The following is a 6,289-nucleotide window of genomic DNA, read 5'->3' as shown; positions in this document are numbered from 1 at the left end:
TAGCCTGTAAATCTGATATCGTTCTGTTTCGGTTAACTGTTTATAGCTCATATTGCATTTTCCTTTTGGTGAGAAAAATCAGTAACTATACCAGTTAACCGACCTCCTCAGGAAATTGCACTTATTATCCGAATTGAGGCCCTATTGAGAGGGGCGCAGGGGTGTGTTCAATAAGCATGTTAATCAGTGCGCTACTTCATAGTATCGGTGGTGCGCATTGGATTAAGTTATTTAAAAATCGATTTAGATGTGAATGGTTTACGTTTGGATTGTGCGAAACGTCAGGTTAATACGGGGTTCGGTGATTTTTACAGTGGGCGGTAAACGGTGCTGCCAGTGTTGTTGGGTTTCACCTTGCATAATCAACAAACTGCCTTGAGCCAATAAAATCGCCACTTTTTCTTTGCTCTGTTTGTGTTTGAACATAAAACGGCGTTCGGCACCGAAGCTGACGGAGGCAATGGCCGCGCCTTGTTTTAAATCTTTCTCGCCGTCACTATGCCACGCCATACCCTCAGATCCATCGTGGTATAAATTTAATAAACAGCTGTTATAGGTGATCTGGCTCTTTTGTTCTATGGCTGCTTTTATCGACAATAACGTCTTAGTCCAGGGTAGGGCGATTTTTTCCACACCGGAATAACGGTAACGGAAATCACGTTCACCATGCCAGGCGACTTTGCGGGCGGTTTTAATGATTTTGCCACCGAATTGCGCCTGGTCCGCCTGCCAATCTATTTCATGCATTAATTCATTAAAATAGTGGTCGGCTTGAGCCTGGTCGAAAACCACGCCATGATAATACACTTCGCCATCCTGCGGCAGCAGGTTTTGATCAGGGTCGTTGCACTGTGCAAACAGATCGCGGGTGTTCATCACACAATAAATTGATTGAGGTGCTCAATTTCCGGTAAATTCTGCGGTTGTCTGACCGGCAGGGATTTGGCTTCCGTTTTTAAACGCTCAGCTTCTTGCAGAAATTGTGCATACAAGGCCTTGCGAATACCTGCTGACAAAGGTTGTGGGGTTTCATCATGTCGATCGAAGGCGGCTTTTAAAGACAGTTTTGGACAATTGTCATCACCTTTAATGTGATCCCATGTAGCCTGTTTTAAACAAAACCTATACCACGGCAGAAAGTCCGTGCCGTTATCGGCAATAAACCGAACACAGTTAATAATAAACTGCACCTCCGCTGCATCCATGGCGTAGTGAAAACTGACCCGACACCAACCGGGTTTAATGCCGTGGTAGCCTTTTTCTATTAAGGTGCGATACTGTTCTGAGGTGTTTTCATCGATGCCCAATAACTGGTGGCCATAAGGTCCGGCACAGGAACAACCGGCACGGGATTGAATGCCAAATAAATCATTGAGTAGAACTGTGACGAATTTTGGGTGCAGGTATTTACCGGAAGCGGTTTTAATATTAAAGGAAACGATACCCACCCGGTTTTCAGGGTTTTGATCGCCCAGTATTTCAATGCGGGGATGCGCTTGCCAGGCGGTGAAGGCCTGTTTAAGCCACTTCTGTTCACGGTCATGGATTTGCGCCACACTTATTTGTTCTTTCACCGCAAAACATAATGCGGCGCGCATAATTTGCAGCACACCCGGGGTACCTGCTTTTTCGCGTTCTTCAATGTCATCGATAAAATCATGGTCATGACGCGCCACATAACTGACCGTACCACCACCGGAAACTGTGGGATTAAGTTTTGGGTTATAAATCTTTTTATTAAACACCAAAACACCGGATGAGCCGGGCCCGCCCAAAAATTTATGCGGCGACATAAACACCGCATCGTAATAGCCTTCCGGGTTATCATCCGGGTGCATATCAATATCCACATAGGGCGCACTGGCGGCGTAATCAAAAAAGGCCAGACCGTCATGTTTATGCATTAAACGCGCCAAGTCACGGGTATGCGAAATTAAGCCGGTCACATTTGAGGCGGCTGAAAAGGTGCCGATTTTTAAGCGGTTTTTATAGGCATCTTTTTGAAGAAGTTGTTCGAGTTGTTTGATGTCCGCATGACCGCGATCATCGAGGTCTAATTCCACCACTTCACATAAACCATCACGCCAGGAAATTTCATTGGAATGATGCTCATAAGGCCCTAAAAACACCACCGGTGCCTGGGCTTTGATTTTATCCAGATCACAATCCGCCGAGGCTTCAATTTGTGCGCGTGTCGCCGGCGGTAAATAAGTGCCTAAAATTTGTTGTAATTTGGTGATGGCCCCGGTGGCGCCGGTGCCGACACAAATAATCCGATCATCTTTATTGGCACCCACCGCGTCCTTAATTTGCTGCTCGGCTTCTTCCAACAACTGCGTCATGGAACGCCCGGTCATATCATCTTCCGTGTGGGTATTGGCATAGTTCCGTTGCAAACGCATCAGATACTTTTCAATAAACAACAAGGCACGTCCCGAAGCGGTGTAATCGCAATAGGTCATCAAACGCTCACCAAACGGCGTACAAAACGGCGCATCGACACCAATCATGGCGCTCCGCAAAAATTCAGGGGTTATTTTTTTCATGGGTACGGTCTAACTCAGAAACAGCGCAATGAACGTGCATTTTAGAGAGGCCAATGCTTAAATGCAATGACCCAATGCGCCCATTGATTAAGGATATGTAAAACACTTAAAATACAGGCTGTCGTATAGGTTAGGCCTATTTCAATGTTACCATTCGTTTTGAAAGGCAGAGCCCGGACTGCGAAACTGTGATAAAATCATCATTATAAATTAGAAATACGGCGATTATTCAGTATGCTTAGCAATACAGATTATCCAACAAGGTGAACAATGAAAGATTTAGATTTTAGGCGTATGAGTGTTAATGAGCGTTTGCAAATGATGGAATCAATTTGGTCCTCTTTGTGTCAAGAATCTGAAGCCATAGAGTCGCCAGATTGGCACACTGAAATCCTTAAAGAAAGGAAAGCAAAGCTTGAAAGCGGGGAGGCTAAGTTTATCTCACTTGAGACACTGAAAGGCTATAATATTGCAAAGAATTAGCCGTGTCTTGATTCTGGAAGAGGCGGCAGATGATTTAGTTGCCGGTCGTGATTTTTATGATAAGCAAGAACAGGGTGTGGGTCTGTTCTTTTGGGATTGTCTTATATCTGATATTGAATCCTTGACTATTTATGCTGGTATTCATCAGCGCGATTTTGGATTATTTCGACTGCTTTCAAAGCGATTCCCGTATGCGGTTTATTACGAAATTGTCGAGTCTGTTGCTTATGTCATAGCCATTTTACCCATCAAAAGAGATCCTGATTGGATTCATCAGCAACTGGGAAATCGCTCATAAAGAATTGTTAGTTGAGTCAAATAAGGTGATTATACACATCGCAATCTTTAGATAAATTTTCGTTTATATTGCTGACCAGAAGGGAGAAATGAATGACTGATTATAAAGGTTCATGCCTGTGTGGCAGAGTCAGATTTGAGGTGGTAGGGCGTTTTGACAGTTTCTACCTGTGTCATTGCCAGCATTGCCAAAAAGACACGGGATCTGCCCATGCGGCTAATTTATTCTCGCAGTCTGCCCGATTAACCTGGTTGAGCGGTGCAGAAGCCGTGACCTCGTTTACGGTGCCGGGCACCCGCCACCAAAAAAGTTTTTGTCAAACCTGTGGCTCAGCCTTGCCCAGCGACCAGGACACTGATGGTCTCGTCGTTCCCGCCGGCTGCTTAGACACCGACATCTCGCTGCAACCAACAGCGCATATTTTTACCGCCAGTAAAGCAAGCTGGTATATAAAGCTCGATAAAGCACCGAAATTCAAACGATTGCCGGAGTAAAGTGAGCGGCTTTCACGCGTCTATTAAGTCTGTGTTGCTGTTTAGCATTGATACCTCAAATTATCTAAAATGCGTTTTTATCCGGCTACATCGATGCTTATAGGACATTAATGCATTTTAATCTCGAATAGGCCGGATAAAAACGCAAAAACCACACGAAAACAATCGCTTTTTAAGCCTATAAGGCGCTAAAAAGCCTTAAAAAGCTAAAATTAACCCATAATAATGATTACAATGCATGTTTAATAAATTGTTAGCCATCTATGAAAATGAGCCTAAGAGTCCGACGATATTTAAACGTTTTCTTGTCTGCCACACTGCCATTTTTTGCTGCAGCGGTATTCACTTTGCCGAATCTTTATCTCGGGCTCCACTGGGGTCAGATAAACTGGTTAATGCAACCTCTAGCCACCTTTTCGCTTGTTCTTTCACCAATCACATGGCTCATATTTGTTCTAATGGGGGTAAGTTGGGCGCGATCCAAAAAACTCCACAAATCCATACCAATAGTGGGTCTATTGATAGGGCCGATAAGCCTCGTGCCTTGGATCACATTCATTATCCCGTTAATCTTGATGTTGCCTGCGATTGTCTTGGCAGTCCGCCTTGTGATTTATCATCTAGAGGCTCCAATTAGTGGGCAGGTGGGCTAACAAGTGCAGGCACGGCGACGCCCATTACATTGCGCCTTCGGCTCCACTCCATGGGCGCGCATGCTGCAAGCGTTACCGGAGACGCTTTCGCGCCTCCGGTAACGAGCCACATAAATTTAAACTATGAAAGAAGTTGAGCGAATTTTACGAGTTGACCATGCGGGCGAGTGTGGTGCGATTCAAATTTATAAAATGCAGCTCTTCGTTTCGAAAATTTTTTACAAAGACATAACATCTGCTCTTGAAGAAATGCTTGAACATGAAAAAGAACATTTCAGCATCTTCGATACAATCCTTAAAAAAAGAAATATTAGACATTGCTACGCATTACCGTTTTGGTCTTTGGGCGGTGCAGCGCTTGGTTTAATCACGGCTCTTTTAGGCCGCAATGCAATTTGGGTTTGTACAAACTCAATTTAATCTACAGTCTTACACCACCTCGTCTGGCAACTCGACTTTCTTGAAAAAAATGATTCCGAAGTTCATGATGCTGTTTTAAGGATTAAAGCTGACGAAGAAGCTCATCAGGAATTTGGACAAAACCATGGAACGGACTCACTCATATATAAACCAATATTTTGGATTGTTCGCAAATCAACGGAACTGGCAATATGGCTAAGTACTAAGCTTTAAGTTCTAATCTCAGTATGTAACAAGTCTATCACCGTTTAACTTTGACTGGGTGCGCATATCTCGCATCTGCTATAGAAGCGTTATGTCTTTCGCTTAATATCCCGATAGAAGTTTTCATGTGAAGCTAAGGCCAGAAGTTCAAGCACAAGTGTGTCCTCGTTAAAACTGTAGCCTAAAAGTGTTAATTGTTTGTTAATTTTGAACTTATAAACACGCAAGAAAGCCAAATCACCTTTCTTTTGTTCTTCGATGTTGGGGTTAGCTATCAGTTCCTTAACGGCTACATCAAGGTCTTTTTTCTGATTGGGTTTGAGTTTTTTGACCGCTTTTTAAATGTCGGGGTTTGAAAGACTTGCGTGGCTTTAGTCAAAGTCATACGCTTCAAGTTTGCCGGCCTCACGTTCGGCCTGGGCGATGATGGCTTGTTTGACAAATTCATAGTGTAAATCAGGATTGTCTTCCATGATTTTGCCGATTTTTGCCCAATGCTCAATTTGCTTGGGTTTGGTGCGATTAAGCGCTTTACCCATGATGGCGGCTTGTTCAATCAGTTCCTGATCTAAGCGAATACTATTGCTGGACATAATGATGGATATTTTTAAAAGTTATCAAATGTAGCAGAGTGCGTCATATGTGGCAAGATGTTGCATTAAAATGCGTGGATGTTAAACAGCCAAGTAGGATGGGCTCAGTCCATCATAAATCCTTACCATTAAGCGCCTGAAGAAATTGCTTTTGCTAAGTCACGATTTGATGCGCCAACCGCCAAAAGTGATTTAACTAACAGATCCAGGCTCACCGAAGCATCGCCCGCTTCCATCTTCGCAACACGTGATTGGCTGGAGTGAATTTCTTTTGCCAAAGCTGTCTGACTCATTTTTTTCTGGGTTCGCATTTCCTTCAAGCGCTTGGACAAAGAAAGCTTCAAGTCAATGTACGCCGCTTCTTCCGGGCTAAGCGCCAAAAAATCTGCGGCTGAGCCTACTTTCCAGCCCTTGGCTTCAAGTTTTTTCTTTTTAGCTGTTTTCATCGTCATACCTCATACTTGAATTCAAGTAATAAGTGCAATTTAATCATGCAGCAAGTAAATCGACTTGCTGCCCCATAAATAATTCATTCGGAGATTTCCCGCCTCTTGTTTTCCGTGGTCTGTTATTCAGGCAATCCATTACGTGTTCTATT

The 6,289-nt window shown here is 43.7% G+C and carries 7 protein-coding genes and 3 pseudogenes; 4 read left to right on the top strand and 6 right to left on the bottom strand.

What is annotated here, in order from left to right:
* Positions 1-258 precede the first annotated feature (258 nt).
* Together OS173_RS13175 and OS173_RS13170 are read right to left on the bottom strand one after the other, a co-directional pair.
* A complete protein-coding gene (locus OS173_RS13175; RefSeq protein ID WP_267184752.1) occupies positions 259-876 on the bottom strand; it encodes an alpha-ketoglutarate-dependent dioxygenase AlkB family protein in 618 nt (205 codons plus the stop codon).
* Entirely contained in the window at positions 876-2,546 is a 1,671-nt protein-coding gene (locus OS173_RS13170) for an aminotransferase class V-fold PLP-dependent enzyme (RefSeq protein ID WP_267184751.1), read from the bottom strand. Before OS173_RS13170 ends, OS173_RS13175 begins: the two co-directional genes overlap by 1 nt.
* Before the next feature lie 270 nt (positions 2,547-2,816).
* Here OS173_RS13170 and OS173_RS13165 point away from each other — a divergent pair, with 270 nt between their 5' ends.
* The 4 genes and pseudogenes from OS173_RS13165 to OS173_RS13150 all read left to right on the top strand — a co-directional run bounded on the left by OS173_RS13165 (position 2,817) and on the right by OS173_RS13150 (position 5,107).
* Positions 2,817-3,029 carry an addiction module protein gene (locus OS173_RS13165; protein WP_267184750.1) on the top strand — a complete coding sequence of 71 codons (213 nt, stop codon included), beginning with the start codon at positions 2,817-2,819 and terminating at the stop codon, positions 3,027-3,029.
* Entirely contained in the window at positions 3,016-3,327 is a 312-nt protein-coding gene (locus tag OS173_RS13160; protein WP_267184749.1) for a hypothetical protein, read from the top strand. Before OS173_RS13165 ends, OS173_RS13160 begins: the two co-directional genes overlap by 14 nt.
* 92 nt (positions 3,328-3,419) lie before the next feature.
* Positions 3,420-3,821, top strand: coding sequence for a GFA family protein (locus tag OS173_RS13155; RefSeq protein ID WP_267184748.1), 402 nt, complete (start codon positions 3,420-3,422; stop codon positions 3,819-3,821).
* Positions 3,822-4,597: 776 nt separating this feature from the next.
* A pseudogene (locus OS173_RS13150) lies at positions 4,598-5,107 on the top strand (demethoxyubiquinone hydroxylase family protein).
* An 80-nt stretch (positions 5,108-5,187) separates the two neighbouring features.
* Here OS173_RS13150 and OS173_RS13145 read toward each other — a convergent pair.
* From OS173_RS13145 to OS173_RS13130, 4 genes and pseudogenes are all read right to left on the bottom strand, one after another.
* A pseudogene (locus OS173_RS13145) lies at positions 5,188-5,424 on the bottom strand (type II toxin-antitoxin system RelE/ParE family toxin); the annotation flags it as partial.
* A gap of 45 nt (positions 5,425-5,469) precedes the next feature.
* Positions 5,470-5,691 (bottom strand): TA system antitoxin ParD family protein, encoded by a 222-nt coding sequence (locus OS173_RS13140; protein WP_267184747.1) that lies wholly within the window; start codon positions 5,689-5,691, stop codon positions 5,470-5,472.
* A gap of 128 nt (positions 5,692-5,819) precedes the next feature.
* Complete coding sequence (locus OS173_RS13135) at positions 5,820-6,137, bottom strand: helix-turn-helix domain-containing protein (RefSeq protein ID WP_267184746.1); 318 nt, start codon at positions 6,135-6,137, stop codon at positions 5,820-5,822.
* Positions 6,138-6,180: 43 nt separating this feature from the next.
* Positions 6,181-6,289, bottom strand: a pseudogene (locus OS173_RS13130) (IS30 family transposase); the annotation flags it as partial.

Source organism: Marinicella gelatinilytica (assembly GCF_026410405.1).
GTDB lineage: Bacteria > Pseudomonadota > Gammaproteobacteria > Xanthomonadales > Marinicellaceae > Marinicella > Marinicella gelatinilytica.
This window is presented reverse-complemented; position numbering and strand designations above follow the sequence as displayed.